The sequence below is a fragment of the Kitasatospora sp. NPDC023118 genome (genome assembly GCF_055560875.1).
On record NZ_JBVHHW010000011.1, the window covers coordinates 1 to 25,396 of the forward strand.

At 71.7% G+C, this 25,396-nt stretch carries 23 protein-coding genes; 2 read left to right on the forward strand and 21 right to left on the reverse strand.

Annotated elements, in window-relative coordinates; all coding sequences use genetic code 11:
- Positions 1-128: 128 nt before the first annotated feature.
- From ACZ3UD_RS16065 to pgsA, 16 genes are all read right to left on the reverse strand, one after another.
- Positions 129-2,582, reverse strand: coding sequence for a RelA/SpoT family protein (locus tag ACZ3UD_RS16065; protein ID WP_465587011.1), 2,454 nt, complete (start codon positions 2,580-2,582; stop codon positions 129-131).
- A 172-nt stretch (positions 2,583-2,754) separates the two neighbouring features.
- A complete protein-coding gene (locus ACZ3UD_RS16070) occupies positions 2,755-3,306 on the reverse strand; it encodes an adenine phosphoribosyltransferase (RefSeq protein WP_465587014.1) in 552 nt (183 codons plus the stop codon).
- 26 nt (positions 3,307-3,332) lie between these two features.
- Entirely contained in the window at positions 3,333-4,430 is a 1,098-nt protein-coding gene (gene secF, locus ACZ3UD_RS16075; RefSeq protein ID WP_465587016.1) for a protein translocase subunit SecF, read from the reverse strand.
- Between the two features lie 4 nt (positions 4,431-4,434).
- The gene (gene secD / locus ACZ3UD_RS16080) at positions 4,435-6,294 is read right to left on the reverse strand and encodes a protein translocase subunit SecD (protein WP_465587018.1); all 1,860 of its coding nucleotides are present in this window, start codon (positions 6,292-6,294) and stop codon (positions 4,435-4,437) included.
- A gap of 148 nt (positions 6,295-6,442) precedes the next feature.
- Positions 6,443-6,850 (reverse strand): preprotein translocase subunit YajC, encoded by a 408-nt coding sequence (gene yajC, locus ACZ3UD_RS16085; RefSeq protein ID WP_465587021.1) that lies wholly within the window; start codon positions 6,848-6,850, stop codon positions 6,443-6,445.
- 262 nt (positions 6,851-7,112) lie between these two features.
- Positions 7,113-8,198: a Holliday junction branch migration DNA helicase RuvB gene (gene ruvB, locus ACZ3UD_RS16090; RefSeq protein ID WP_465587023.1), complete on the reverse strand. Its 1,086-nt coding sequence runs from the start codon at positions 8,196-8,198 to the stop codon at positions 7,113-7,115.
- 56 nt (positions 8,199-8,254) lie between these two features.
- Positions 8,255-8,866, reverse strand: coding sequence for a Holliday junction branch migration protein RuvA (ruvA, locus tag ACZ3UD_RS16095; protein ID WP_380612090.1), 612 nt, complete (start codon positions 8,864-8,866; stop codon positions 8,255-8,257).
- On the reverse strand, positions 8,863-9,435 hold the full coding sequence (gene ruvC, locus ACZ3UD_RS16100; RefSeq protein WP_465587502.1) for a crossover junction endodeoxyribonuclease RuvC: 573 nt from the start codon (positions 9,433-9,435) through the stop codon (positions 8,863-8,865). Before ruvC ends, ruvA begins: the two co-directional genes overlap by 4 nt.
- 159 nt (positions 9,436-9,594) lie before the next feature.
- Positions 9,595-10,353: a YebC/PmpR family DNA-binding transcriptional regulator gene (locus ACZ3UD_RS16105; protein ID WP_380612089.1), complete on the reverse strand. Its 759-nt coding sequence runs from the start codon at positions 10,351-10,353 to the stop codon at positions 9,595-9,597.
- 90 nt (positions 10,354-10,443) lie between these two features.
- Positions 10,444-11,061 carry a pyridoxal 5'-phosphate synthase glutaminase subunit PdxT gene (gene pdxT / locus ACZ3UD_RS16110; RefSeq protein WP_380612088.1) on the reverse strand — a complete coding sequence of 206 codons (618 nt, stop codon included), beginning with the start codon at positions 11,059-11,061 and terminating at the stop codon, positions 10,444-10,446.
- A 105-nt stretch (positions 11,062-11,166) separates the two neighbouring features.
- A complete protein-coding gene (gene pdxS, locus ACZ3UD_RS16115; protein ID WP_380612087.1) occupies positions 11,167-12,078 on the reverse strand; it encodes a pyridoxal 5'-phosphate synthase lyase subunit PdxS in 912 nt (303 codons plus the stop codon).
- A 128-nt stretch (positions 12,079-12,206) separates the two neighbouring features.
- The gene (locus ACZ3UD_RS16120; RefSeq protein ID WP_465587028.1) at positions 12,207-12,752 is read right to left on the reverse strand and encodes a LemA family protein; all 546 of its coding nucleotides are present in this window, start codon (positions 12,750-12,752) and stop codon (positions 12,207-12,209) included.
- Between the two features lie 29 nt (positions 12,753-12,781).
- The gene (locus ACZ3UD_RS16125) at positions 12,782-13,150 is read right to left on the reverse strand and encodes a 5-carboxymethyl-2-hydroxymuconate Delta-isomerase (protein ID WP_465587030.1); all 369 of its coding nucleotides are present in this window, start codon (positions 13,148-13,150) and stop codon (positions 12,782-12,784) included.
- A gap of 117 nt (positions 13,151-13,267) precedes the next feature.
- Positions 13,268-14,452, reverse strand: coding sequence for a glycosyltransferase family 4 protein (locus ACZ3UD_RS16130; protein ID WP_465587033.1), 1,185 nt, complete (start codon positions 14,450-14,452; stop codon positions 13,268-13,270).
- A gap of 40 nt (positions 14,453-14,492) precedes the next feature.
- Positions 14,493-15,455 (reverse strand): phosphatidylinositol mannoside acyltransferase, encoded by a 963-nt coding sequence (locus ACZ3UD_RS16135; protein ID WP_465587036.1) that lies wholly within the window; start codon positions 15,453-15,455, stop codon positions 14,493-14,495.
- 16 nt (positions 15,456-15,471) lie between these two features.
- On the reverse strand, positions 15,472-16,119 hold the full coding sequence (gene pgsA, locus ACZ3UD_RS16140; RefSeq protein ID WP_224278759.1) for a phosphatidylinositol phosphate synthase: 648 nt from the start codon (positions 16,117-16,119) through the stop codon (positions 15,472-15,474).
- A gap of 254 nt (positions 16,120-16,373) precedes the next feature.
- Between pgsA and ACZ3UD_RS16145 the strand changes: the two genes are divergently transcribed.
- Positions 16,374-18,422: an elongation factor G-like protein EF-G2 gene (locus ACZ3UD_RS16145; RefSeq protein WP_465587039.1), complete on the forward strand. Its 2,049-nt coding sequence runs from the start codon at positions 16,374-16,376 to the stop codon at positions 18,420-18,422.
- Here ACZ3UD_RS16145 and ACZ3UD_RS16150 read toward each other — a convergent pair.
- The gene (locus ACZ3UD_RS16150) at positions 18,410-18,859 is read right to left on the reverse strand and encodes a thiol-disulfide oxidoreductase DCC family protein (RefSeq protein ID WP_465587042.1); all 450 of its coding nucleotides are present in this window, start codon (positions 18,857-18,859) and stop codon (positions 18,410-18,412) included. The genes ACZ3UD_RS16145 and ACZ3UD_RS16150 overlap by 13 nt on opposite strands.
- Positions 18,860-19,057: 198 nt before the next feature.
- Between ACZ3UD_RS16150 and ACZ3UD_RS16155 the strand changes: the two genes are divergently transcribed.
- Complete coding sequence (locus tag ACZ3UD_RS16155) at positions 19,058-20,704, forward strand: hypothetical protein (protein WP_465587045.1); 1,647 nt, start codon at positions 19,058-19,060, stop codon at positions 20,702-20,704.
- 71 nt (positions 20,705-20,775) lie between these two features.
- Here ACZ3UD_RS16155 and ACZ3UD_RS16160 read toward each other — a convergent pair whose 3' ends face one another.
- The 4 genes from ACZ3UD_RS16160 to ACZ3UD_RS16175 form a co-directional block, all read right to left on the reverse strand.
- Positions 20,776-21,336 carry an HIT family protein gene (locus ACZ3UD_RS16160; RefSeq protein ID WP_465587047.1) on the reverse strand — a complete coding sequence of 187 codons (561 nt, stop codon included), beginning with the start codon at positions 21,334-21,336 and terminating at the stop codon, positions 20,776-20,778.
- An 81-nt stretch (positions 21,337-21,417) separates the two neighbouring features.
- Positions 21,418-23,397 (reverse strand): threonine--tRNA ligase, encoded by a 1,980-nt coding sequence (gene thrS, locus ACZ3UD_RS16165; protein ID WP_465587050.1) that lies wholly within the window; start codon positions 23,395-23,397, stop codon positions 21,418-21,420.
- A 142-nt stretch (positions 23,398-23,539) separates the two neighbouring features.
- A complete protein-coding gene (locus tag ACZ3UD_RS16170; protein ID WP_465587052.1) occupies positions 23,540-24,706 on the reverse strand; it encodes a hypothetical protein in 1,167 nt (388 codons plus the stop codon).
- A gap of 32 nt (positions 24,707-24,738) precedes the next feature.
- Positions 24,739-25,293, reverse strand: a complete 555-nt coding sequence (locus ACZ3UD_RS16175; RefSeq protein ID WP_387625015.1) for a DUF4365 domain-containing protein — start codon at positions 25,291-25,293, stop codon at positions 24,739-24,741.
- Positions 25,294-25,396 lie beyond the last annotated feature (103 nt).

Sequence of the window (25,396 nt, forward strand, 5' to 3'; positions counted from 1 at the left end):
GCAAGACGCTCGGCTGGGATACCCCAGCCGAGCGCCTACGTGATCTACTCACCGTCTGAAACCAGGTGGTGTTGCGACGACCCCTTGAACCCAAGCTCTCGGGTTGGGGGGCCTTCCTCATGCCGTGGTCACTTGCGGGCGGAGGTGACGCGGTAGACGTCGTACACGCCCTCGACGCCGCGCACCGCCTTGAGCACGTGGCCCAGGTGCTTCGGGTCGCCCATCTCGAAGGTGAAGCGGCTCATCGCCACCCGGTCCCGGGAGGTCTGGACCGCCGCCGACAGGATGTTGACGTGCTGGTCGGAGAGCACCCGGGTGACGTCCGAGAGCAGCCGGGAGCGGTCCAGCGCCTCGACCTGGATGGCCACCAGGAAGACCGAGGACTGGGTGGCCGCCCACTCGACGTCGATCATCCGCTCGGGCTGCTGGCTCAGCGACTCGACGTTGACGCAGTCGGCGCGGTGCACCGAGACGCCGTTGCCGCGGGTGACGAAGCCGACGATCGGGTCGCCCGGCACCGGGGTGCAACAGCGGGACAGCTTGACCCAGACGTCCTCGACGCCCTTGACGATCACGCCCGGGTCGCCCTTGGCCCGACGGCGCGCGGCCCGGCGGGTGTCGTGGGTCGGGGTCGCGGTCTCGGCCAGGTCCTCGGTCGCGCCCTCCTCGCCGCCGAGCGCCTGGACCAGCTTCTGGACGATGTTCTGCGCGGCGACGTGCCCCTCGCCGATGGCGGCGTAGAGCGAGGAGATGTCGGGGTAGCGCATCTCGTGGGCCAGGGTGACCAGCGAGTCGCCGGTCAGGATCCGCTGGATCGGCAGGCCCTGCTTGCGCATCGCCCGGACGATCGCCTCCTTGCCGTGCTCGATCGCCTCCTCGCGGCGCTCCTTGGAGAACCAGGCGCGGATCTTGTTGCGGGCGCGCGGCGACTTGACGAAGCCCAGCCAGTCCCGGGACGGGCCGGCGTTCTCCGCCTTGGAGGTGAAGACCTCGACGGTGTCGCCGTTCTCCAGCGTCGACTCCAGCGGCACCAGCCGTCCGTTGACCCGGGCCCCTATGGTCCGGTAGCCGACCTCGGTGTGCACCGCGAAGGCGAAGTCGACCGGGGTCGCCCCGGCGGGCAGGGCTATCACGTCACCCTTGGGGGTGAAGACGAAGACCTCGTTGCTGGCCAGGTCGAAGCGGAGCGACTCCAGGAACTCTCCCGGGTCGGCGGTCTCCTTCTGCCAGTCCAGCAGCTGCCGCAGCCAGGCCATCTCGTTGACGGCACCGGCCTTGTCGTCCTTGCGGACCTGGGTCGGGGTGTCGGTGCGGACCTTGGACGCCCCGGCGACCGCGCGCTGCTTGTACTTCCAGTGGGCGGCGATGCCGTACTCGGCCCGCCGGTGCATGTCGAAGGTGCGGATCTGGAGTTCGACGGGCTTGCCGCCGGGACCGATGACCGTGGTGTGCAGCGACTGGTACATGTTGAACTTGGGCATCGCGATGTAGTCCTTGAACCGCCCCGGCACCGGGTTCCACCGCGCGTGGATGGTGCCCAGCGCCGCGTAGCAGTCGCGGACGGTGTCGACCAGGACCCGGATGCCCACCAGGTCGTAGATCTCGGCGAAGTCCCGGCCCCGGACGATCATCTTCTGGTAGACCGAGTAGTAGTGCTTCGGCCGACCGGTGACGGAGGCGGTGATCCGGGCGCCGCGCAGGTCCGCCTGGACCTGGTCGATGACGGTCGCCAGGTACTCGTCCCGCTTGGGGGCGCGCTCGGCGACCAGCCGGACGATCTCGTCGTACATCTTGGGGTAGAGGATCGCGAAGGCGAGGTCCTCCAGCTCCCACTTGATGGTGTTCATGCCCAGCCGGTGCGCCAGCGGCGCGTAGATCTCCAGCGTCTCGCGGGCCTTCTTCTCCTGCTTCTCCCGCTTGAGGTAGCGCATCGTGCGCATGTTGTGCAGGCGGTCGGCCAGCTTGATCACCAGGACCCGCGGGTCCTTGGCCATCGCCACGACCATCTTGCGGACGGTCTCGGCCTGGGCGGCCTCGCCGAACTTGACCCGGTCGAGCTTGGTGACGCCGTCGACCAGCAGGGCCACCGAGTCGCCGAAGTCCTTGCGCAGGGTCTCCAGGCCGTAGTCGGTGTCCTCGACGGTGTCGTGCAGCAGCCCGGCCATCAGCGTCGGGGCGTCCATGCCGAGCTCGGCGAGGATGGTCGCGACGGCCAGCGGGTGGGTGATGTACGGGTCGCCGCTCTTGCGCTTCTGCCCGCGGTGCCACTTCTCGGCGACGGCGTAGGCGCGCTCGATGTCGCGCAGCAGCGCCGGGTCGGCCTTGGGGTCGTTCGCCCGGATCGAGCGGAACAGCGGTTCCAGCACGGGGTTGAGCACGCTGGAGCGCTGGCCGCCGAGGCGGGCCAGGCGGGCGCGCATGCCGCCGCCGGTACCGGAGCCGCGGCCGAGCGGGGCGAGCTGGCGCGAGGAGGTGGGCGCCGGGCGTGCCGGAGTGGCCCCCGAGGGCGTGGGACGGTCTTCGGGGGCGGCCGCTGCGGCCGTGGGCACAACCTCGTCGGGCAAGGACACTCCTCGGGGCACCGGGGCCGACCCTCCACCGAGGCCCGTGCGGTCCGGGCACAACCGGGAGGGGATGAATCTTCATGGTACCGAGCCCGGCGGCCCGGTGTTCATCCGGCCGGGCCCGTCAACGCAAGGACGGCGGTCGGATGATCCGACCGCCGTCCCTTCGGCCCGTCGCCGAGCCCGTCCCTCAGACCGTGACCAGCGTCTCCAGCGGGGCGCCGTTCAGGTGCCCGGCCAGCCGCTCGCGGCCGTCCAGGAAGCCCAGCTCCATCAGCACCACGACGCCCGCCAGCTCGGCGCCGGCCTCCTTCACCAGGTCCAGCGAGGCGCCGATGGTGCCGCCGGTGGCCAGCACGTCGTCCACCACCAGCACCTTCTCACCGGGTTCGAAGGCGTCGCACTGCACCTCCAGCGTCGCCGAGCCGTACTCCAGCTCGTACGAGCGCCGGAACACCTCGCCGGGCAGCTTGCCCTGCTTGCGGATCGGCACGAAGCCCAGCCCGGCCGCGAAGGCCGCCGGGGCCGCCAGCACGAAGCCGCGCGCCTCCAGACCCACCACCTTGGTCGCCCCGAGCTCCTTCGCCCGGTCGGCCAGCGCCCGGGTCAGGGCACCGAAGGCCTCGGCGTCGGCGAGCAGCGGCGCGATGTCCTTGAACAGCACACCCGGCTTCGGGTAGTCCGGGACGTCCCGGATCCGGCTGTTCAGCAGCTCGGCCAGGGTGATGTCGGTGGTGGTCACGGTGGTGTCCTTAAGGATCTGGGGAATCAGCGCTTGGTGGACGGACGGCCCTTGGGCCGCGCGGCACCTGCCGCCCGACCGCGCTGACCGACCATACCCGCGGGCTGGTCCCCGTCCGCACCCTCGTCCGTCGGCGCCGCGTCCGAGGCCTCGGCCTTGGCGGCCGCGGCCCGGTGCTGCAGGACCCGCTTGCGCAGGGCCTTCATCTCCGGCTGCTCCTCCTTGAGCTGCGCCAGCAGCGGGGTGGCGACGCAGATCGAGGAGTAGGCACCGGCCGCGAGGCCGATGAACAGCGCGAGCGAGATGTCGTTCAGGGTGCCGGCGCCCAGCAGACCGCCGCCGATGAACAGCAGCGCGGCGACCGGGAGGAGCGCCACCACGGTGGTGTTGAGCGAACGCACCAGGGTCTGGTTGAGGCCGGCGTTGGCCGCCTCGCTGTAGGTGCGCTTGTTCTGCTTGGTGAGGTCCTTGGTGTTCTCCTTCACGGTGTCGAAGACGACGACCGTGTCGTAGAGCGAGTAACCGAGGATCGTCAGGAACCCGATCACCGTACCGGGGGTGACCTCGAAGCCGACTAGGGCGTAGACACCGATGGTGATCAGCAGGTCGTGGATCAGGGCGACCAGGGCGGCCACCGCCATCCGCCACTCGAAGGCGATCGCCAGGTAGAGCGTCACCAGGACCATGAAGATGATCAGGCCGGTGAGCGCCTTGTTGGAGATCTGCTTGCCCCAGCTGGGGCCGATGACCTGGGCCTCGACGGTGTCCAGCGGCACGCCGATCTTCTCGGCGAGCTGCGAGCGGACCTCGTCGGAGCTCTTCGGCTCGTCGGTGCTGACCTGGATGCGGATCTTGTTGCCGTCGGTCGACTGCACCAGCGGGTGCGAGGAGACGACCTGATCGGCCTTGTCCTGCGCCTGCGAGACGGTCAGACCCGGCTTGGTCACGGTGTAGACCGAGCCGCCCTTGAACTCGATGCCCAGGTGCAGGCCCATGGCCAGGCCGATCGCCGCGACCAGCACGATCACACCGGAGATCGAGTACCAGAGCTTACGGCGCCCGACGAAGTCGAAGCTGACCTCGCCCTGGTAGAGCCGGTGGCCCAGATTGGAGAAGCGTGACACGGTGTCAGGCCTCCTTCACGGCGGCAGAGGAGGGGTTACGGCGACGGCTGCTGCGCAGCGGCGGGCGGGCGCCCAGCCGCTTCGGGTCCAGGCCGGACCACGGGTGACCCTCGGCGAAGAACCTGCGCCGGGCCAGCAGCGTGATCAGCGGCTTGGTGAAGAGGAAGATCACCACGACGTCGAGCGCGGTGGTCAGCCCCAGGGTGAAGGCGAAGCCCTGGACCTTGCCGACCGAGACCACGTAGAGCACGGCGGCACAGAGGAAGGACACGAAGTCCGAGACCAGGATGGTGCGCCGGGCGCGCGGCCAGGCCCGCTGGACCGCCGGACGCAGCGGGGCGCCCTCGCGGACCTCGTCGCGGATGCGCTCGAAGTACACGATGAAGGAGTCGGCGGTGATGCCGATCGCGACGATCGCACCGCAGACCGCCGGCAGGTTCAGCGCGAAGCCGATCCCACCGCCGAGCAGGCTCATGATCGAGTAGGTCAGGGCCGCCGAGACGACCAGACCGGCGATCGAGACCAGGCCCAGGCCGCGGTAGTAGATCAGCGAGTACGCGACGACCAGCAGCATGCCGATCGCACCGGCGACCAGACCGGCCTTGAGCTGGTCACTGCCCAGCGCCGGGGAGACGGTGGTGATGTCGCTCTTGGTGAACTCCAGCGGCAGGGCGCCGTAGCTCAGCACGTTGGAGAGGTCCTGCGCCTCGGTCTGGGAGAACTGCCCGGTGATGACCGCGCTGCCGCCCGGGATCGGGCCGTTGACCTGCGGGTGCGAGACCACCTGGTTGTCCAGCACGATGGCGAACTGGTTGGCCGGCGGGGTCTGGGTGGCCAGCTGGCCGGTGACCTTGGAGAAGGCGTCGGTGCCGGCGCCGTTGAACTGCAGCTGGACCTGCCAGCCGCCGCCGCTCTGGGTGTCGAGGGTCGCCTGGGCCTTGGAGATGTCCGCGCCCTTCACGGCCGCGGGGCCGAGGGCCAGCTTCTCGTAGTAGCCGTGATCGGCCTTCTGGGAGCAGGCCACCATGGCCTTGTCCTCGGCGCCGGTCTGGGCGGCGCGGACCTCGGGCTTGGAGCAGTCGAGGGCCGCGAAGGCGGCGGACAGCTCCGGCGGGACGGTGCCCTGGGTCATCGCGGCGCTCAGGTCGGCGGCGCTCGGCGGGGTGGCCGGGGCGCTCGGGGCGCCGCTCGCGGCCGGGGCCGCAGAGCCGGTGGCGGCGGCGGACGGGGCGGTGCTCGCGCCGGTGGCGGCGGCCGACGGGCTGGCGCCCTCGGCGGCCAGGGCCTCACCGACGGCGCGGCCCTGCTTGGTGGCGCTCGCCGAGGCGGTCGGCGCGTGGCTGGCGGAGGAGCTCGCGCCCGCCGAGGCCGAGGCGGTGGCCGACGGGGTGGCGCTGCCCGAGGGGGCGGCGCTCGGGGTGCCGGTGGCGCCGGCGGACGGGGTGCCGGTGGGCGCGGGCGGGGTGACGCCGCTGGGCGCCACGGCCAGGACCGGACGGAAGAACAGCTTCGCGGTGGTACCGACCTGGTCCGCCGCGTTCTGCCGGTCGCCGCCCTTGGGGATGTTCACGATGATCGTGTCCGAGCCCTGGGTCTGGACCTCCGCCTCGGAGACACCCATTCCGTTGACCCGGCGCTCGATGATCCCGACGGCGATGTCCATGTTGGACTTGTTGACCGCCTTGGGGTCGGTCGACTTCGCGGTCAGCGTGATGCTGGTACCACCGGCGAGGTCGATTCCGAGCCGGGGCTTGGTGTTGCCCGTCCCGAACATGAGGGCGACCAGTCCGACGGTGACGACCAGGATGAGGGCCAGCGCCCGCCCTGGGTAGCCGTCGCGCGGGCGCGACTTGGGTGTTGCCACCTTGCTCGTTTCTCCCTGTCCATGCCACCTCCCCGACCGGACCCCCGTCCGGCTCGTGGCGGGACGGGGGCATGGCGGTTCTGCGGCCCTGAGGTCCTGTGGGCTCGCGGCACTGCGCCGCGCGGCCGGGCGGGTTGCCCGGGCCGTACTACTTGCTCGCGGGAGCCCCGCCCTCGGCATCGCCCTTCTCGGCGCTGTCCTTGGTGAGCGACAGCGCCTTGTCCTCGACCGGCGCGGCGTCCGCGTCCTCGGCCTCGGGCTCGGGCAGCTCGTCGTCGCCGGGGCGACCGTTGATGATCGCGTCGTACTCCTGGGGGTCCAGGACGGCCGCGATGGCGCTCTTGGTGAAGTGGGTGACCACGCCGGGAGCGATCTCCAGCTCGACGGTCTCGTCGTTGACCGCCTTCACCTGGGCATACAGGCCGCCGATGGTGCGCACCCCCGCCCCGGGCTCCAGCGACGTCTGCATCTGCTGCATCTGCGACTGGCGCTTCTTCTGCGACCGGAACATGAGCACGATCACGATGATCGGGAGGAGAAGGATGATGAGGTTCACTGCAGCCAGGGTCCTTTACGGGCCGCCGGCCGGCGGCCTGTGTGGTATGGGTCGGCCCGTCAGGTGAGAGGGGCGGTCCGGCGGAGTCTAGGCGACCCCGAACTGATCGGACAACGCCAAGCATCGCATCCTGCCGCCGAAAGTGGCGACCCTCCGCCTGCACAGTTTCCCCGGACTTCTCCCCTGGCTCCTCCCCGCCCTGCGGCGCCTGGCCGGGCGCCGGGAACCGGTGGACACCTCTCACCCGTTCAGCCCATGCCGGTCAACTTCCGTCCGCCGGGAACAGCTCCGGCTGGGCGGTCGCCGCGCCGCGGGTGGTCTGGACCGGCGGGGTCTGTACCGGTGGAGTCAGGCCGAGGTGCTGCCAGGCGGCGGCGGTGGCGATCCGCCCGCGCGGGGTGCGGGCGAGCAGGCCCTCGCGGACCAGGAAGGGCTCGGCCACCTCCTCGACCGTCTCGGCCTCCTCCCCCACGGCGACCGCGAGTGTCGACAAACCGACCGGCCCGCCGCCGAACAGCCGCAGCAGTGCGTCCAGCACCGCGCGGTCCAGCCGGTCCAGGCCGCGGGCGTCCACCTCGTAGACGTCCAGCGCCTGGGCGGCGATCTCGGCGCTGACCTGACCGTCGTGCCGCACCTGGGCGTAGTCGCGGACCCGGCGCAGCAGCCGGTTGGCGATGCGCGGGGTGCCGCGCGAGCGCCCGGCGATCTCGGCCGCGCCGGCCGGGTCTATCTCGACGTCCAGCAGGGCGGCCGAGCGGTGCACCACCCGCTGCAGCTCGTTCGGGGCGTAGAACTCCATGTGCCCGGTGAAGCCGAAGCGGTCGCGCAGCGGGGGCGGCAGCAGCCCGGCCCGGGTGGTGGCGCCGACCAGGGTGAAGGGCGGCAGCTCCAGCGGGATGGCGGTGGCGCCCGGACCCTTGCCGACGATCACGTCGACCCGGAAGTCCTCCATCGCCATGTAGAGCATCTCCTCGGCCGGCCGGGACATCCGGTGGATCTCGTCGAGGAAGAGCACCTCGCCCTCGGTGAGCGAGGAGAGGATCGCCGCGAGGTCCCCCGCGTGCTGGATGGCCGGGCCGGAGGTGATCCGGATCGGGGCACCCAGCTCAGCGGCGATGATCATGGACAGGGTGGTCTTGCCGAGCCCCGGAGGCCCGCTCAGCAGCACGTGGTCGGGCGCGCTGCCGCGCTTGCGGGCGGCCTGGAGCACCAGGGACAGCTGCTCGCGCACCCGCTCCTGGCCGATGAACTCGTCCAGCACCTTGGGGCGCAGCGCCGCCTCCACCGCCTGGTCCTCGCCGTCGGCGGCGGCCGTGACCAGCCGGTCCGCAGGTTCCGAGTCGTACATCCTCGCGGGCTCCAAAGTCTCCGTTGTCGACAAACAGACAGATCGTCAGGGGGGATTCAGCGGGCGCGGTTGAGGCCGCGCAGCGCCAGCCGGAGCAGGGCGCCCACGTCCGGCGTCTGCTGCGCCTCCGCCTCCGGGGTGACGGCCGCGACCGCCTCGTCCGCCTCACGAGGGGCGTAGCCCAGGCCGGTCAGCGCGGAGTGCAGCTGCTCGCTCCACGGTGCCGGGCCGGCGGCGATCGGCTTCTGGGCGGGCACCGCGCCGTGCGGGGCGCCCAGCTTGTCCTTGTACTCCAGCAGCAGTTTGGCCGCCTTGGCCTTGCCGATGCCCGGCACGGCGACCAGCGCCTTCTCGTCCCCGCCCGCGACCGCGGCGCGCAGCGCGTCCGGGCTGTGCACACCGAGGATCGCCTGCGCCAGCTTGGGGCCGACGCCCGGCGCGGCCTGCAGGATCTCGAACACCGAGCGCTCGTCGTCGTCCGCGAAGCCGAACAGGGTGAGCGAGTCCTCCCGGACCACCAGCGAGGTCGCCAGCCGGGCCGGCTCGCCCAGCCGCAGGCCGGCCAGGGTGTTCGGGGTGCACTGCACGGCCATGCCGACCCCGCCGACCTCGACCACCGCGACGCCGGAGGAGATGGCCGCCACGGGGCCCTGCACGAAGGCGATCACCGAAGCCTGCCTTTCACAGAAATAGAGGGGACTTTCAGAGGCACGGAGCGCGAGGTGGAGCGGGCGGCCTTGACCGCGGCCTCCAGGCGGTTGGTCGCCCCGCCGCGCCAGATGTGGCAGATGGCCAGCGCCAGCGCGTCGGCCGCGTCGGCGGGCTTGGGCGGGGCGTCCAGCCGCAGCAGCCGCTGCACCATGGCCGTGACCTGCGCCTTGTCCGCCCGGCCTGAGCCGGTGACGGCGGCCTTGACCTCACTGGGGGTGTGCAGGGTGACGGGGATGCCGCGCCGGGTGGCACAGAGCATCGCGACCGCGCTGGCCTGGGCCGTCCCCATCACGGTCCGGACGTTGTGCTGGGCGAAGACCCGCTCGACGGCGACCAGATCGGGCCGGTGCTCGTCCAGCCAGCCCTCGATCCCCTGCTCGACCAGCAGCAGCCGCTGCCCGATCTCGGCCTCGGCGGGCGTGCGCACCACGCCCACCCCGACCATTCGCAGCGGCCGGCCCGGCGCGCCCTCGACCACGCCGACCCCGCACCTGGTCAGCCCCGGGTCCACACCCAGCACCCGCACGTCATGCCCCGCCTCTCCGCTGTCCGTCACCCGCCGAAGGACCTCCGCAGGCTACCGTCCGGGTCCGACAACCCCGCCGACGACACCGGCCCGGCGGTCCTGGGACCACCGGGCCGGTCAGTGAGAACGATCACTCGCCATCGATCAATCGATGCCGTGTCACTCGGCGTCGAGCTGCGCACCGACCTCGTCGGAGATGTCGAAGTTGGCGAAGACGTTCTGCACGTCGTCGCTGTCCTCGAGCGCGTCGATCAGCTTGAGGATCTTGCGGGCGCCGTCGACGTCCAGCTCGACCTGCATGCTCGGGAGGAAGTTGGCCTCGGCCGAGTCGTAGTCGACGCCGGCGTCGACGAGCGCGGTGCGCACGTCGACCATCTTGGAGGCCTCGGAGACGATCTCGAAGGAGTCGCCGAGGTCGTTGATCTCCTCCGGGTCCTGGTCGAGGACGATCTCGAACAGCTTGTCCTCGTCCACGCCGTCGGCCTTGGGGACGATCACGACACCCTTGCGGGTGAACAGGTACGACACCGAACCCGGGTCGGCCATCGAGCCGCCGTTGCGGGTCATCGCCACGCGCACGTCGGAGGCGGCGCGGTTGCGGTTGTCGGTGAGGCACTCGATCAGGACGGCGACACCGTTCGGGCCGTAGCCCTCGTACATGATGGTCTGGTAGTCGGCACCGCCGGCCTCCAGACCGCCACCGCGCTTGACGGCGCGGTTGATGTTGTCGATCGGGACCGAGCTCTTCTTCGCCTTCTGGATGGCGTCGTAGAGGGTCGGGTTGCCCGCCGGGTCGGGACCGCCGGTGCGCGCCGCCACCTCGATGTTCTTGATCATCTTGGCGAAGAGCTTGCCGCGCTTGGCGTCGATCACGGCCTTCTTGTGCTTGGTGGTAGCCCACTTAGAGTGGCCGGACATCGCCAGCTCCTTTACGTCGCCAAATGGAAATGAAACAGATGAGATCTTACCGGTGTCGTCACCGGTAAGGCGCACACGGCTACGGGTGCCCTACCGAGCGGCGAGGTGCTCCTCGACCATCCGCACGAAGTAGGCGTGCACGCGGTGGTCGCCGGTGAGCTCCGGGTGGAAGGAGGTGGCCAGCAGGTTGCCCTGGCGCACGGCCACGATCCGGGCCTCCGGGCCGTCCGCGGCGGGCAGCTCGGCCAGCACCTCGACACCCGCGCCGACCGCCTCGACCCAGGGGGCGCGGATGAAGACGCCGTGCACCGGTGCGTCGTCCAGGCCCTTGAAGGCGATCCCGGACTCGAAGGACTCGTTCTGGCGGCCGAAGGCGTTGCGGCGCACCGTCATGTCGATGCCGCCGACGGCCTCCTGGTCCTCCCGACCGTCGAGGATCTTGTCGGCCAGCATGATCATGCCCGCGCAGGTGCCGTACACCGGCATCCCGGCGGCGACCCGCTCGCGCACCGGGTCCATCACGCCGAAGAGCAGCGCCAGCTTGGACATGGTGGTGGACTCCCCGCCGGGGATCACCAGCGCGTCGACCTCGGCCAGCTCCTCGGCACGGCGCACCGGACGGGCGAGCGCGTCGGCCTCGGCCAGCGCCACCAGGTGCTCGCGGACGTCGCCCTGCAGGGCGAGGACGCCGATGACTGGAGTGCTCACGGTCTTCAACCTCAATCGATCGTTACTACGGAAATACGCGGCACGGCCCGCCGCGCGCCGGGGCGCCGCGGCGGGCCTGAGCCGATCTACGGGCGGGAGGGGTGATTACCAGCCGCGGTTGGCGTAGCGCTCGGTCTCCGGCAGGGTGTCGCAGTTGATGCCGACCATGGCCTCGCCCAGGTTGCGGGAGGCGTCCGCGATGATCTTCGGGTCGTCGTAGAAGGTGGTGGCCTTCACGATGGCGGCGGCGCGCTTGGCCGGGTCGCCCGACTTGAAGATGCCGGAGCCGACGAAGACGCCCTCGGCGCCCAGCTGGCGCATCAGCGCGGCGTCGGCCGGGGTGGCCACGCCACCGGCGGAGAACAGCACCACCGGCAGCTTGCCGAGCTCGGCGACCTCCTTGACCAGCTCGTACGGGGCGCGCAGCTCCTTGGCGGCGGCGTACAGCTCGTTGTGGTCCAGGGCGCGCAGCTGGCCGATCTCGTTCTTGATCTGGCGCAGGTGGCGGACGGCCTCGACGACGTTGCCGGTGCCGGCCTCACCCTTCGAGCGGATCATGGCCGCGCCCTCGGCGATGCGGCGCAGGGCCTCGCCCAGGTTGGTGGCGCCGCAGACGAAGGGGGTGGTGAAGGCCCACTTGTCGGAGTGGTTGACCTCGTCGGCCGGGGTCAGCACCTCGGACTCGTCGATGTAGTCGACACCGAGCGACTGCAGGACCTGGGCCTCGACGAAGTGGCCGATGCGGGACTTGGCCATCACCGGGATGGAGACCGCGTTGATGATCTCCTCGATCATGTTCGGGTCGGACATGCGGGCCACGCCGCCGTCCTTGCGGATGTCGGCCGGAACCCGCTCCAGGGCCATGACGGCCACCGCGCCGGCGTCCTCGGCGATCTTCGCCTGCTCGGCGTTGACCACGTCCATGATCACACCGCCCTTGAGCTGCTCGGCCATGCCGCGCTTGACCCGGGCGGTACCGATCTGCGGCTGGTCTGCGGTGGTGGGGGTGGTGGACACGTGAGACCTCACTCGAAGATGAACCAGTGCTATCGCCCTATGGTAGGCGGAACGGGTGGCCCCTCCATGTGCCACCCAGTCCAGCCCGGACGACGGGATGCGACAAACGGGCCGTATCCGGGGACAGCCTAAGCAGGTGCCCCCTCGGGGGTGAGCGCGGGCGGCGGAGCATCGTCCATCTCGAAGGCCAGCGGGAACGGCGCCTTCCCCGCCAGCCGGAAGTAGCGCACCAGCCGGTGCTCGCGCACCGCCCGCGCCGCCCGCACCGCGTCGTTGTGGAAGCGGCGGGCCATCGGCACCCGGCGCACCGCGGCCGTCAGATCACGAACGGCGTCCTCGCCGCCCGGCTCGGCCATCAGCGCCGCCACCTGCTCCGGCTCCTCGAACACCGCCCGCAGCGCCAGGCTCAGCTGGCTCTCCGCCACCTCGCGCTGCTCGTCGTCGGCCTGCCGGGCCGCGTGCGCCGCGTCCAACAGCAGCAGCGAGGCGGCCGGGTCCAGCAGCGAGGACGTCGCCAGCTCCACCGCCACCGAGGCCCGACGGACCAGCTGCGCGTCCAGCGCCGCCCGCGCGGCGTCGATCCGGGCGTGCAGCCGGTCCAGGCGCCCGGCCGTCCAACTCAGGTACATGCCGAACAGCACCACGGCCACGCCGGCCCAGATCCAGGTAGTCACGGGCCGCTACGTTACCGGGTGTCACCGGCTCACCCCTGGGCGGTCGCGCTGCGGTAGCTCCCCCGATCGATGTCAGCGATGTTCACGGCGGTGAACATCCGCACCCCGGGCTCCGGCTTCACGTGCTCGGCCAGCAGCGCGAGGACGCCCTCGCTCAGCGCCGCCTTCGCCTCCGGAGTGCGGCCGGGGAAGACCTGGAACTCCACGAAGACCTGCGCGTCGGCCGGGGTCCCGGTCGTCCCCACGACGAGCAGCTCGCTCCGGCGGAACACCGTCTTGCACGACCCCGGCTTCGCGTCGATGGTCTCCTCCGCGAGCCGGTTGATCGCCAGGCCGAGCGACGCCCGGTCGAAGGTGCCGGCCAGGCCGGCCGAGTAGTCGACGGAGATCTGCGGCATCGTTGCCCCCATGAATCGCGGTGGTGCTGTCGCCCGACCCTAGCGCCACGGACATCCGGCCGCGCCGCGGGCCCGCCACCACCGACCGGCCTGCCGGCCCGCCGACCAGCCCGTCCGTCAGTCCCTGGCCAGGCCGAACCGGCCGCGCCGCCCGCTGCGCACGTCCTCCTCGACCACCGCCGCCTCCCCGGCCGTCACGGTCTCGTACACCGCCAGGATGTCCGCGCCCACCGTCGACCAGTCGAACCGCCGCACGTGCCGCGAGGCCGCCTTGCCCAGCTCCTCCAGCCGCGCCGGGTCGCCCAGCAGCCGCAGCGCCGTACGGGCCAGCGCCTCCGCGTCCTCCACCGGGAACAGCTCCCCGGCGTCCCCGCCGTCCAGCACCTGCTTGAACGCGTCCAGGTCGCTGGCCAGCACCGGCGCGCCCGCCGACATCGCCTCGACCAGGATGATCCCGAAGCTCTCCCCGCCGGTGTTCGGCGCCACGTACAGGTCCACGCTGCGCAGCAGCCGGGCCTTCTCCCGGTCGGACACCATCCCGAGGAACTCCACCTGCTCGCGGACCTCGGGCGCCAGGCCTGCGACGGCCTCCTCCTCGTCCCCCTTGCCCGCGACCAGCAGCCGCACCCCGGGCCGCTCGGCCAGGATCCTCGGCAGCGCCGCCAGCAGCGTCGGCAGGCCCTTGCGCGGCTCGTTGATCCGGCCGATGAAGCCGATCGTGCCCGGCTCCCCCGCGGCCGCGTTGCCCGTCCAGCGCCCGTCCGGCTCGGCGTCCGCGAAGAAGCCGACGTCCACGCCGTTCGGGATCACCACCGCGTCCCCGCCCAGGTGCTCCACCAGGGTGCGCCGGGCGTACTCCGACACCGCGATCCGGGCCCGCATCTTCTCCAGGCCCGGCTGCAGGATCGGCGAGGCCGCGATCATCGCCCGGGAGCGCGGGTTCGAGGTGTGGAAGGTGCCCACCATCGGCCCGGTGGCCGACCAGGCGGCCAGCATCGACAGGCTCGGCGAGGCCGGCTCGTGCACGTGCAGGATGTCGAAGCGGCCCTCGCGCAGCCACCGCCGCACCCGTGCCGCCGACAGGATGCCGAAGCTCAGCCGCGCCACCGAGCCGTTGTACGGCACCGCCACCGCCCGCCCGGCCGAGACCACGTACGGCGGCAGCGCCTCGTCGTCCTCGGCCGGCGCCAGCACCGACACCTGGTGGCCCAGACCGATCAGGTGCTCGGCCAGGTCCCGGATGTGGAACTGCACCCCACCGGGGACGTCCCAGTCGTACGGGCAGACGATGCCGATCTTCACGGGTTCCTCAAGCTCCTTCGGACAAGTCGTACGGGCGGGCTCAGGACCCGGGGGCCTCGGCCGCGGGCTCCGGCGCCGCCTCCGCGCGCACCGCGGGCGTCCCCTTCACCGTTTCACGGACCGGCAGGTCGGCCAGCCAGAACTTCTGCAGCATGTGCCAGTCCTGCGGGTGTTCCCGGATGCCCCGCTCCCACACGTCCGCCATCGCCTGGGTCATCGCCAGGGTCCTCGCCTTGCGGTCGCCCTCCTCGGGCACCACCACCTCGGGGTGGATCCGCGCCCGCAGCACCGGGCCGTCGTACCAGAGCGTCACCGGCAGCAGCGCCGCCCCGGTCCGCTGGCACAGCGCCGCAGGCCCGGCCGGCATCCGGGTCGCCTCACCGAAGAAGGACACCTCCAGGCCCGCCTCCGACAGGTCCCGGTCCCCCACCAGGCAGACCAGCCGGCCCTCGCGCAGCCGCCGCGCCAGCGTGCCGATCACGTTCACCGAACCGCCGGTCAGCGCGAGGACCTCCATGCCCTGGCCCTCCCGGAACGCGACGAACCGGTCGAACAGCCGCTCCGGCTTCAGCCGCTCGGCGACCGTGGTGAACGGGTAGCCCTGCTGCGCCACCCAGGTGCCCGCCAGATCCCAGTTGCCCATGTGCGGCAGGGCTATCACCGCGCCCCGCCCGGCCTCCATCGGCCCCCGCAGGTTCTCGAAGCCCTCCACCCGGACGTCCCGGGCGACCCTGGCCCGGCTCCACACCGGCAGCCGGAAGGACTCCATCCAGTACCGCAGGTACGAGCGCATCCCGGCCCGCGACAGTGACCGCAGCGCGGCCTCGTCCAGCCCCGGACGGACCCGGCGCAGGTTGGCCTCCAGCTGGAGCACCCGCTTGCCGCGCCGGTGCCACGCGTAGTCCGCCAGCCGGTCGAACAGGCCCCGCGCCACCGGCTCCGGCAGGTGCTTCAGCACCGCCCACCCCAGCGCGTACGCCCAGTACACCAATCGGTCCGTCACCGCAGGACGCCCCCCATCAGCTCCCGGCCGCCGCTCGGTCGGCCTCGAACGCCTCCCGGCGCACGGTCAGCATCCGCTGGAACACCGTCACCAGGCTGCCCGCCGCCACCAGCCACAACGCCACCGGCAGCAGCCACTCCACGTACGGCACCCCGAACTTGTGCAGGCCCGCGACCCCGGCCGCCACCAGGCTGGCCACCAGCCGCTCGGCCCGCTCCACCAGCCCCGACACGTCGCACGGCAGGCCCTGGCTCTCCGCCCGCGCCTTGGTGTACGACACCACCAGACCGCTGGCCAGGCAGAAGATCGCCACCGCGCACAGCAGGTTGTTGTCGCCCTTGCCCGCGTACCACATCGCCAGACCGCCGAAGATCGCCGCGTCCGCGACCCGGTCCAGCGTGGAGTCCAGGAACGCCCCCCACTTGGTGCTCCGACCCAGCTGACGGGCCATGTTCCCGTCCACCAGGTCCGAGAAGATGAACAGCGTGATCGTGATGGTGCCCCAGAAGAACTCCCCACGCGGGAAGAACACCAGCGCACCGGCCACCGAACCGGCGGTACCGATCAGCGTCACGGCGTCCGGGCTCACGCCCAGCCGGATCAGGAACGCGGCGAACGGGGTCAGAACACGTGTGAAGAAGGCACGCGCGTATTTGTTGAGCATGGCCTTCCCAGCCGCTCCGATCTCCCAGGTACCCGCCTGGCGCAGCGCGCGCAGCAGACGGCCGGACGAATGAGCCCGCCCGGCGCACCCATCGTAGCCACGCCGGGAACACGCTCCGGCGCACGCACCGCCGGACGGCACACCGGCCACAGCCCACACACGGACGGTCACCGATCACCCGCACGACACGCGCCGACGCGACACCCGACCCTAGACTGCCAAAGACAGCCTCGGCGCTACGGGAGGAGACCCCGATGCCCGACCGCAGCACGGCACGAGCCGGTCAGGCGCCCGCCGTCACCGGCCCCCGGGACCTGCGCAACGTCGTCCTCATCGGCTCCAGCGGTGTGGGCAAGACCACCCTCGCCGAATCCCTCGCCCTCGCCGCCGGCGCCACCGGCCGCGCCGGACGCGTCACCGACGGCACCACCGTCTCCGACCACGAGGAGATCGAGCACCAGCAGCAGCGCTCCGTCCAGCTCTCGCTGCTCCCGCTCGAATGGAAGGGCGTCAAGATCAACCTGATCGACCCGCCCGGCCACCCCGACTTCACCGCCGACCTGCGCGCCGCCCTGCACGCCGCCGACGCCGCCGTCTTCGTCGTCTCCGCCACCGACCCGGTCACCGCCCCCACCCGCGCGCTCTGGCACGAGTGCACCGCCGAAGGCATCCCGCGCGCCATCGCCGTCGCCAAACTCGACCTCGCCCGCACCGGCTTCGACGACATCCTCACCGCCTGCCACGACGCCTTCGGGCTCGGCCCGGACACCCTGCGCCCGCTCTTCCTGCCCGTCCTCCACAACGGACACCCCGACGGCAGCGTGGACCTGCTCACCGGCGACACCTACGGCGACGCCGCCCCGCTCCCCGACACCGGCCCCGCCCACGACAGCCTCGTCGAGGCCATCTCCGGCCAGGACGACGCCCTCATGGAGCGCTACCTCTCCGGCGACACCCTCGACACCGACTCCCTCGAAGCCGGCCTGCGCCGCGAAGTCCTCGCCTGCACCCTCCACCCCGCCGTCCCCACCAGCGAGAACGGCCTCGGCGCCGCCGAACTCCTCGACCTCATCGCCCACACCTTCCCCGACCCCACCGAACGCACCCGCCCCGCCCCCGACTGCGACCCCGACGCCCCGCTCGCCGCCCAGGTCGTCCGCGTCACCGGCGACGCCTACGTCGGCCGGATCAGCCTGCTGCGCGTGTACGCCGGCACCCTGCGCCCCGACACCAGGATCCACCTGGTCGGCCCCGCCCACACCGCCGACCAGAACGGCGACGAGCGCGTCACCGGCCTCACCAGCCCCTTCGGCAAACTCCAGCGGCCCGTCCCGCACGCCGTCGCGGGCGACCTCGTCTGCGCCGCCAAACTCACCACCGCCCGGGCCGGCGACACCGTCCACGAACCCGGCCACCCCGTCGAACTCGACGGCTGGACCGTCCCCGAACCCCTGCTGCCCATCGCCGTCGAGGCGCACAGCAAGGCCGACGACGACAAGCTCTCCCAGGCCCTCACCCGGCTCACCGCCGAGGACCCGGCCCTACGCCTGGAACAGAACCCCGACACCCACCAGCTGGTCCTCTGGTGCACCGGCGAGGCCCACGCCGAGGTCGTCCTCGACCGGCTGCGCACCCGCCACGGCGTCCACGTCGACACCGTCGAGCCCAAGGTCGCCCTGCGCGAGACCTTCGGCACCGCCGCCGCCGGCCACGGCCGCCTGGTCAAACAGTCCGGCGGCCACGGCCAGTACGCCATCTGCGACCTGGAGGTCGAACCCCTGCCGGCCGGCTCCGGCTTCGAGTTCCAGGAACACGTCGTCGGCGGCGCCGTCCCCAAGCACTTCATCCCCTCCGTCGAGAAGGGCATCCGCGCCCAACTCGCCAAGGGCGTGGCCACCGGCCACCCGCTCGTCGACGTCCGGGTCACGCTCACCGACGGCAAGGCGCACTCCGTCGACTCCTCCGACGCCTCCTTCCAGAACGCCGCCGCCCTCGCCCTGCGCGACGCCGCCGGGCACGCCGTCATCCGGCTGCTCGAACCCGTCGCCGCCGTCAGCGTCCTGCTGCCCGACGAGTACCTCGGCGCCGTCCTCGGCGACCTCTCCGCCCGCCGCGGCCGGGTCCTCGGCACGGAGACGGGCGGGCCGAGCCTCACCCTGCTGCGCGCCGAGGTCCCCGAGCTCGAACTCGCCCGCTACCCGGTCGACCTGCGCTCACTCACCCACGGCACCGCCGAGTTCTCCCGCGCCTACCTGCGCCACGAACCCATGCCCACCGCCCTGGCCGAGCGCTACACCGACTGAGCGGCCCCGGTGCGCCGCGGCAGCGCGCACGCCGCCGTACCCCCCGGCATCCGGTGCCGGTTGCGCGACACCCAGCGGTACGCCAGGGCCGCGACCGGCCGCACCGGCGCGAGGGTCAACACCGCCCCCAGGTACGCCCACGCGCCCCCGGAGCGCATCAACAGCCGCGCCACCGCCTGCGCGCCCCCGTACACCCGGCCCGCCGGCGTCACCCACAGCACCTCGCGCTCGGCCCGCTCGGCCGACACCTCGCCCAGGCCGCCCGCGAGCGCGTCCAGCTCCGACAGCTCCGCGAACTGGAACGGCACCGCCTCCCAGCCCCCCGAGGCCAGCGTCTGCCGCAGGTACTTCTCCCCCCACCGCACGCAGGACGAGCAGAACGCGCAGTCCCCGTCGAAGACCAGCACCGGATCCTTCACAACAGCCCCCTTCGTCATGCCTTCGCCCCCCATCCTCCTCCACCCCGACACGGCCGGTTCAGACGGGTATCGACCGGGCCGAAGCTGGGCATCATGCCTCTCAGGCCGGGTGCGGCTCGATCGTGACGGTTTGTGACGGTACTTCAGACGATCATCCGCGCGGGGGTGCCACGGCACGGTAACCTGCCGCTGACAAGGGGAGGAGGGGACGCCACCGTGACCACACTCGACATGACCCCGGGTGCGCAGATACCCCGGACCGACGCCGGCCCGCAGACCGCCGTCACCCAGGCGCTCTCCTCAGCCGCCTACCGGGACGGCGAGATCGACAAGTTCGTCGAGGACGTCACCGACGCCAAGGTAAAGAAGGGCCGCTTCGCCCTCTTCCGCCCCAACCTCGGCGAGGCCTTCAGCAAGGCGCTGATCTCCCGCGCCCTCGACGGCGACCGCAAGCCCCTCGTCCCCTCCTTCGGCGTCGACACCCGGCAGGTCGTCGAACACTGCCTGGCCGCCGACGAACTGCGCAGCGCTCGCGACCGGCAGCTCAGCACCGTCACCGTCGTCACCGGCCTGCTCTTCCTCCCCGGCACCCTGATCTGGCTCGGCGCCTTCCAACTGCGCGCCTGGCTCAAGCGGGACAACACCCGCGGCGCCGACGTCTACGGCGGCCTCGCCCTGATCGCGGCGGCCGCCCTCGCGATCCTGCTCGCACTGCGCCCCCCGGCCGTCGGCGTCCTGGGCCTCTACCTGCGGATCACCATGCTCGCCCCGGTGATCGGCTGGTACCTCGCCCGCCGGATCGTCGAGCGCTTCGCCAAGGACCTGCGTGCCCGCTGGCAGGACCTGGTCGAGGGCAGCGCGGTCGCCGCCACCGTGGCCAAGGCCGTCCCCCGCGACGACCTGGACAAGAAGGCCAACGACCTGCGCGACAAGCTCGGCCGCCTGGACGCCGAGCAGGAGACCAACGTCCACCACTACGCCGGTCCGAAGGGCATCCTCGGCGCCGGCCGCCGCTGGGGCGAGTGGCGCCTGGCCGACACCCTGCACCCCGCCGAGGGCCACGCCGACTTCCGCGCCTTCCACCCCTGGGACCTGGTCCGCCGGATCTCCGCCCACCTCAAGGGCCTCGGCGTCAGCCACGTCGCCAACAGCGGTATCCCCAACGTCAACATCAAGCAGTGGGTGGTCTTCGACATCAGCGAGGGCGCCGACGAGATCAGCCGCCCCGGCAACGCCGACATGGACGGCGACCGGATGCGCGACTTCGCCGTGCAGAGCATCGCCGACAAGCAGACCTTCCCCGGCGGCCCCCGGCACTACCTGGCCACCCAGTTCATCACCCACGACGGCAAGCTGGTCATCACCTTCACCGTCACGGTGACCCTGCTGGCCAACGTGCTGAGCATCTCGGTGGCCGGCTACGCGCTCGGCCCGGTCAAGGGCGTCTTCTTCGACAAGCCGAAGGACAAGGAGAAGACGATCGCCAAGACGGTGAAGTTCTGGGAGGAGCGCACCGTCAAGCTGCCCCTGATCGACAACGACGAGGTGGTCCGTCAGGCCGTCCGAGCCCCCTTCTACCGGATGCCCGGCCTGCTCGGCTGGCTCGGCGGCGGCCTCGGCCTGCCCGAGCCCTTCGGACTGCGGCACTCCTGGGTCGCCACCGCGTGGAACAACCGCTCCATGGTCGACAACGCGCTCAACGCGTCCGTCCCGGTGCTCAACGCGGTGCACACCGCGACGCTGGAGTTCCTCCAGGAGCACGATCTGGACGCGGACCGCTTCTTCAAGAACCGCACCTCGATCATCAAGTCCGAGGCGCAGGGCAGCCGCCCGTACGACGTCGACACGTTCAACGCCAGCTGAGCCCGCCGCGCACGGAGCAGGGCCCGCCACCGAACTCCTCGGTGGCGGGCCCCTCTTCGCGTGCGGCGGGCTCAGCCCTGCGGCCAGACCTCGGCCAGCATCTTCCGGGTGTCCGCCAGCAGCTGCGGCAGCACCTTGGTGTGGCCGACCACCGGCATGAAGTTGGTGTCGCCGCCCCAGCGCGGCACCACGTGCTGGTGCAGGTGCGCCGCGATCCCGGCCCCGGCCGCCGCGCCCTGGTTCATCCCGATGTTGAACCCGTGCGCCCCGGAGGCCGCCCGCAGCGCGGTCATCGCCTTCTTGGTGAAGTCGGCCAGCTCGGCCGTCTCCGCCTCGTCCAGGTCGGTGTAGTCGGCCACGTGCCGGTACGGGACCACCATCAGGTGCCCGCCGTTGTACGGGTACAGGTTCAGCACCGCGAACACGGCACTCCCCCGGGCGATGACCAGCGCGTCCTCGTTGCTCAGCGACGGGATCGAGCAGAACGGACAACCGTCGTCCGGAGCCGGGCCGGTGGGCTTGTTCTCACCCTGGATGTACGCCATCCGATGGGGGGTCCACAGGCGGCGGAAGCCGTCCGGCTCACCGACGCCCCGCTGCAGTTCCGGCTCAGTCGTCATGCTGATCAGCATATTCGCCCGACGGTGCTTGCAAAGCCGCGCGGGGCAGACTCATCGAGAGCCTGCCCCGCGCGTGACGGTCCGACTACGGCATCACACCTGGATGCGGTTCTTCACCGCGTCCACGATCTCCTGGACCGCGTCCGCCAGCGGAACGCCGTTCTTCTGCTCGCCGTTGCGGTAGCGGAAGGAGACCGCACCCGCCTCGACGTCGTCGTTACCGGCGATGAGCATGTACGGGACCTTGGAGCGCTGCGCGTTGCGGATCTTCTTCTGCATGCGGTCGTCCGAGGTGTCCACCTCGACCCGGATCCCGTGCTTCTTCAGCTCGGCCGCGACCTCCAGCAGGTACGGCACGTGCTCGTCGGTGATCGGGATGCCGGTCACGGTGACCGGGGCCAGCCACGGCGGCATGGCGCCGGCGTAGTGCTCCAGCAGCACCGCGAAGAAGCGCTCGATCGAACCGAAGAGCGCGCGGTGGATCATGACCGGCCGCTGACGCGAGCCGTCCGCCGCGGTGTACTCCAGGTCGAAGCGCTCCGGCAGGTTGAAGTCCAGCTGGATGGTCGACATCTGCCAGGTACGGCCGATGGCGTCCTTCGCCTGCACCGAGATCTTCGGGCCGTAGAAGGCCGCGCCGCCCGGGTCCGGCACCAGCGGCAGGCCCTGCTTCTCGGCCACGCTCGCCAGGACGGCGGTGGCCTCCTCCCAGGTCTCGTCGCTGCCGACGTACTTCACCGGGTCCTTGGTGGACAGCTCCAGGTAGAAGTCAGTCAGACCGTAGTCGCGAAGGAGGTTGAGCACGAAGGTCAGCGTGGAGTCGAGCTCCTGCGCCATCTGCTCGCGGGTGCAGTAGATGTGGGCGTCGTCCTGCGTGAAACCGCGGGCACGGGTCAGGCCGTGCACCACACCCGACTTCTCGTACCGGTACACCGTCCCGAACTCGAAGAGGCGCAGCGGCAGTTCACGGTACGAGCGGCCGCGCGCGTCGAAGATCAGGTTGTGCATCGGGCAGTTCATCGGCTTGAGGTAGTAGTCCACGCCCTCGTCGAGCTGCATGGGCGGGTACATGCCGTCCGCGTACCAGTCGAGGTGGCCGCTCTTCTCGAAGAGCTTCCCCTTGGTGGCGTGCGGGGTGTAGACGAACTCGTAGCCCTCTTCCTCGTGCCGCTTGCGCGAGTAGTCCTCCATGGCGCGGCGGATGATGCCGCCCTTGGGGTGGAAGACGGCGAGGCCAGAGCCGATCTCCTCGGGGATGGAGAAGAGGTCGAGCTCGTTGCCGAGCTTGCGGTGGTCGCGCTTCTCGGCCTCGACGAGGAAGTCCAGGTGGGCCTTCAGCTCGTCCTTGGTCGGCCAGGCGGTGCCGTAGATGCGCTGCAGCATCGGGTTCTTCTCGCTGCCGCGCCAGTAGGCGGCCGCGTTGCGCATCAGCTTGAACGCCGGGATGTGGCGGGTGCTGGGCAGGTGCGGGCCGCGGCAGAGGTCGCCCCAGCACTGCTCGCCGCTCTTGGCGTCCAGGTTGTCGTAGATGGTGAGCTCACCGGCGCCGACCTCGACGTCGGCGCCCTCGCCGGCGGTGGCGGCGGAGCCCTTGAGACCGATCAGCTCCAGCTTGTACGGCTCGGCGGCCAGCTCCTCGCGGGCGGCCTCGTCGGTGACCACGCGGCGGGAGAACTTCTGCCCGCGCTTGATGATCTCCTGCATCTTCTTCTCGATGGCCTTGAGGTCATCGGGGTGGAAGGGCTTCTCGACGTCGAAGTCGTAGTAGAAGCCGTCCTTGACCGGCGGGCCGATGCCGAGCTTGGCCTCGGGGTAGAGCTGCTGCACGGCCTGGGCCATGACGTGCGCGGTGGAGTGGCGCAGGATGTCGAGGCCGTCCTTGCTGCCGATCGCGACCGGCTCGACCTCGTCGCCGTCCTGGAGGACGTAGGCGAGGTCCTTGAGCTGGCCGCCGACGCGGGCGGCGATGATCGAGCGGTCGTCGGCGAACAGCTCGGCGGCCGTAGTGCCCGTCGTCACCACGCGCTCTTCCCGATCGGGTTCGCGGCTGATGATTACCCGGACGTCCGTCACCGGTCTCTCCTGACGTGCTGGATTCAGAGGACGCAACACTGCGCTGCGCGTGACGATGGTACCGAGAGCGTCACCCGCACCGTGAACTCAGGACCTGTCTCATGGGCCCTTGCCGGGCCCGACAAAACCCAAGAGACAGGCTCTACGCCCCCTCCCCTCCGTCCTGGAGCCCCTTCAGCAGTTGCTCGCGGTCGCCCTCGTCCCAGCCGCACAGCTCCAGGCCGTGCGGCCGGGTCAGCCGGCGGAAGCCGTCGCGGCGCTCCAGGCGGCCGGAGACCCGGACCGGGACTCCGCAGAGGTGGGCCTCGGCGGCGAGCCGGTAGTCGGGGTCGGGCAGGCGCAGCTTGAGTTCGCGGACCTCGGCGCCGCCCAGCACCCGCAGTCGGACCGAGCCGGGCCCGGACGGGTCGGCGCGCTTGAGCCGGACGACCACGCCGACCACGGTGACGTCGACGGCGGGCTCGATCCGCTCCAGCAACTCGGCGGCCTCGGCCAGGGCGGGCAGGTCGCCGGGCGAGAAGTCGAGGTCGATCCGGCGGTCCCCGAAGCCGCCCGGGATCCCGGCGGCGGGCGACCAGGCGACGGTGAGCCGGGCCGCGGTCGCACCGCGCACCAGGTCCTCGACGGACTGGACGAGTTCGCGGCTGACCCCGGACCGGACGGCGTTCTCGAAGGCCTCGGGCCCGCCGCTGACCCGGCGGTAGTCGACGGCCTCGCGCAGCGCCTCCAGGGCTCGGACCAGAGTGGTGACGGCGGTCCGGCCCTCGGGGGCGGGGGTGTAGGCGGTGAGGGCGGCGCCCTGGTCGATGACGCCCTGTTCGACGACCAGGACGCGGTCCAGGAAGTCCCCGGCGAGGCCGTCCAGCCGGGCGCCGAAGCAGGCGGCCGTGGTCCGGCCGGCCTTGGCCCCGGCGGCGAGCATCGCGCGGGCCGCCCGCTGGAGCCGCTCGGCGTCGTCCCAGGGGGTGGCGTCGGCGGGGCCGGGCCGTTCGCGGCGCCAGCGCAGTTCGTCGCCGGGGACGGCGAGGGCGAGCAGGATCGGGCGGGCGGAGGGGGTACGGGAGCGGGAGAGGGCGGTGACGGCGTCGGCGAGGAGGTCGACGGCGTCGTCGAAGCCGTCCCCGGCGGGGACGAGCAGGCTCGTGCCGGGTTCGTCGTCCGGCGGGGTCCAGCGTCCGTACCGGGCGGCGGGGCCGCCGCGTCGGACCCAGCCGTGCCGGGCGAGCAGGGTGGTCAGCACCGCGGGGTCGACGGTGGCCGGGTCCGGCAGGGCCTGGGACGGGTCGTCCGGTCCGTGCGGCAGGGTCATGGGTCCAGTTCCTCGCTGCCGGGGCCGGGCGGTCACGGGCTGTCGCCCGCGCCGACCCGGGCCATGATGTCGCAGAGCGCGCGGTCGTCGAAGACCTTGTCGGTGGGCACTCGGACGTTGGTGCGCCGCTGTCCGGTGACCGGGTGGCCGGCCAGGTTGACCCAGTAGCAGCAGTGCCGCAGCTCCAGGGCGTCCGGGCGGGCCCGGAGCCAGTGGTCGACCCGGCGCGGCAGCAGCATCACGACCAGGATGCGCGGGACGGCGACCCGGGCGCGGGCGAGCTTGCGCAGGTGGTCGTTGTCCAGGGTGAAGCTGAAGAACGGCCCGGCCGGGTCGGGCGCGATCTGCTGGGTGGCCTTGAGCTGGATCTTGATGGTGACCTCGTCGTCCACCTCGTGCGCCCGGGAGCCGTGGCTGACCTGCCAGTCGATGCCGTTGTCCGGGAAGGGCTGGGAGAGCGAGCAGCCGGCCGCGGCGGCGACCGCGTGCAGATAGCCGACCTGCAGTGTCTCCATGCAGGCGGTGACCGCGAGGTTCCCCCGCAGTGCGGCCGCCGCCCCGTCGGGCTGCGGCTGTGTCAGTGCCATCGCCCCGTGGCCTCCCCCGGCTCCGGGTCCGTCCGGATTCGGACGGACCGGTCAATAGAACGGGCCAGTCTTGGGCAGGATCCCCGGTCGGGCCTGGGCCAAA

What these genes read in the sequence shown, in the direction of transcription:
- ACZ3UD_RS16125 (WP_465587030.1), bottom strand. Translation starts at nt 13,150, where the DNA reads ATGCCGCAGATCTCCGTCGACTACTCGGCCGGCCTGGCCGGCACCTTC.
- ruvB (WP_465587023.1), bottom strand. Translation starts at nt 8,198, where the DNA reads ATGTACGACTCGGAACCTGCGGACCGGCTGGTCACGGCCGCCGCCGAC.
- ACZ3UD_RS16160 (WP_465587047.1), bottom strand. Translation starts at nt 21,336, where the DNA reads ATGCTGATCAGCATGACGACTGAGCCGGAACTGCAGCGGGGCGTCGGT.
- ACZ3UD_RS16175 (WP_387625015.1), bottom strand. Translation starts at nt 25,293, where the DNA reads ATGGCACTGACACAGCCGCAGCCCGACGGGGCGGCGGCCGCACTGCGG.
- ACZ3UD_RS16105 (WP_380612089.1), bottom strand. Translation starts at nt 10,353, where the DNA reads ATGTCCGGCCACTCTAAGTGGGCTACCACCAAGCACAAGAAGGCCGTG.
- ACZ3UD_RS16170 (WP_465587052.1), bottom strand. Translation starts at nt 24,706, where the DNA reads ATGACCCTGCCGCACGGACCGGACGACCCGTCCCAGGCCCTGCCGGAC.
- pgsA (WP_224278759.1), bottom strand. Translation starts at nt 16,119, where the DNA reads ATGCTCAACAAATACGCGCGTGCCTTCTTCACACGTGTTCTGACCCCG.
- ACZ3UD_RS16150 (WP_465587042.1), bottom strand. Translation starts at nt 18,859, where the DNA reads ATGACGAAGGGGGCTGTTGTGAAGGATCCGGTGCTGGTCTTCGACGGG.
- ACZ3UD_RS16145 (WP_465587039.1), top strand. Translation starts at nt 16,374, where the DNA reads ATGCCCGACCGCAGCACGGCACGAGCCGGTCAGGCGCCCGCCGTCACC.